A 1,153-nucleotide genomic window follows, 5' to 3' on the forward strand; every position below is an offset into this window, starting at 1 on the left:
GCATTGGGCGATTTCGCCTTCACCTTCACGATGTGGGCGGTGATGATGGTCGGCATGATGACGCCGTCGGTCGCGCCGATGTTGCTGCTCTATGCCGGTGTCGGCCGCAAGGCGCGGGCGGATGGCCGGCCCATCGCTTCGACGGGATGGTTTTTTGCCGGCTACCTCGCCGTCTGGGTCGTCTTCAGCCTCCTGGCGACCGGTGCGCAATGGCTTCTCGCCCGTCTAGCCTTGCTCGATCCCTCGATGGCGACCGGCAGCGCGATCCTCGGCGGCCTCGTTCTGATCGCCGCCGGTCTCTATCAATGGACGCCGATGAAGGGCATCTGCCTGCGCCAATGTCAGGCGCCGATCGCGTTCCTGGCCAGCCGTGGCGGATTCCGTTCCGCTCCGCTCGGCGCGCTTCGGCTGGGCATCGATCACGGCGCCTATTGCCTGGGGTGCTGCTGGGCGCTGATGGCTCTGTTGTTCGTCGGTGGCGTCATGAACGTGCTGTGGATCGCCGGCATCGCCATCCTTGTTCTGCTGGAGAAGACGGTGCCGACCGGGCAGCTGATTCCGCGCGTTTCAGGCGCGTTGATGGCCGCCATCGGGATCTGGATCGTCTTTCAAGCCCTTTGAGAACAGTCTTCGTCGGCGGTCTGTATTGGTATGCAGCCGTCAGTAAATTGTCAGATGACAATCTTGGGACCTGGTAGTTCGTCGCACGGGGAGGTCAACAACGACGAGCTATTGCCCGGGATGGATTTCGCTGCCGCGGCCCGTATTGGCCCCGCGTTGGCGTTGCATGAGATTTGCCGCCTTTATTAGCCCTGCTGGCTAAATCGCGGGCGTGTTTGTCTGTAAATCGGGCATTTGCGGCAATCGGTTTTCAAACTCTTTGGGTTTCGGTCATTTCCCTTGACCTCACAGGAATTATCGCCTTCGATGACATTTGTGAATGGGAGGCGGCGCGTCGGTTACGATGCGGGGTTTCGGGAATGGGCCGGGATGAAGCCGCGTTCACACGGGAGAAAAAAATCAGGATTTACTCCTGAAAACAGAGAAAAGGGTCTGTGGGTCATGAAACACATTGCTATCGGCATTCTAGGCGCCGCCACGCTTGGATTGATGGCGTCCGCCGCGTCGGCGGCCACGCTCGACACCGTCAAGG

The 1,153-nt window shown here is 60.4% G+C and carries 1 protein-coding gene; it reads left to right on the forward strand.

Annotated features, from left to right (window positions below):
- Nucleotides 1-621: DUF2182 domain-containing protein (locus tag EN984_RS35430; protein WP_127384395.1), on the forward strand; the 621-nt coding region annotated here is incomplete at its 5' end.
- Between the last annotated feature and the right edge of the window lie 532 nt (nt 622-1,153).

Origin of the sequence: Mesorhizobium sp. M7A.F.Ca.CA.004.12.1.1, assembly GCF_003997835.1 — a bacterium.
In the GTDB taxonomy this organism is placed as follows: domain Bacteria; phylum Pseudomonadota; class Alphaproteobacteria; order Rhizobiales; family Rhizobiaceae; genus Mesorhizobium.